We start from the raw sequence: 443 nt of genomic DNA on the forward strand, positions 1-443 counted from the left end.
GGCCGCCCGCGAGCGCGGCCTGCAGCCGGCGGCCGGTGGCGAGGCACCAGGCCAGGAAGCTCACCGCCCCCCACACCAGCAGCAGGATCAGCGGAGAATAGTCGTCCACCTGGACCAGCGCCACCGCCACGAGCAGCACGAACAGCAGGATCGGCGCCAGCATGCGCAGCCAGGCGCGCCAGCCGCGAACTTCGCTCCCCGCCCCGGTTGCCAGCGCCAGGCAATGGGCGCTCAGGGCGGCCAGGGCCAGCTTGGCGAATTCGACCGGCTGCACCTCGAACACGCCGGTCTCGTTGCCGAAGGCGACCTGCAGCACCAGCCCGGCCAGGGCCCCGAGCGCCAGCGCGAACAGCAGCCATTCGGTCGCCACGCGCGACAGCGTGCCGCGCGCCACGCCGTCCAGCAGCAGCAAGCAGAGCGGCAGGCCCGCGCCGAGCAGCACG

The 443-nt window shown here is 73.8% G+C and carries 1 pseudogene; it reads right to left on the reverse strand.

Annotated features, from left to right (window positions below):
- A pseudogene (locus B2R83_RS01565) lies at positions 1–443 on the reverse strand (hypothetical protein); the annotation flags it as partial.

It is taken from the genome of Massilia sp. UBA6681 (assembly GCF_002454935.1).
Lineage (GTDB): Bacteria > Pseudomonadota > Gammaproteobacteria > Burkholderiales > Burkholderiaceae_D > Telluria > Telluria varians.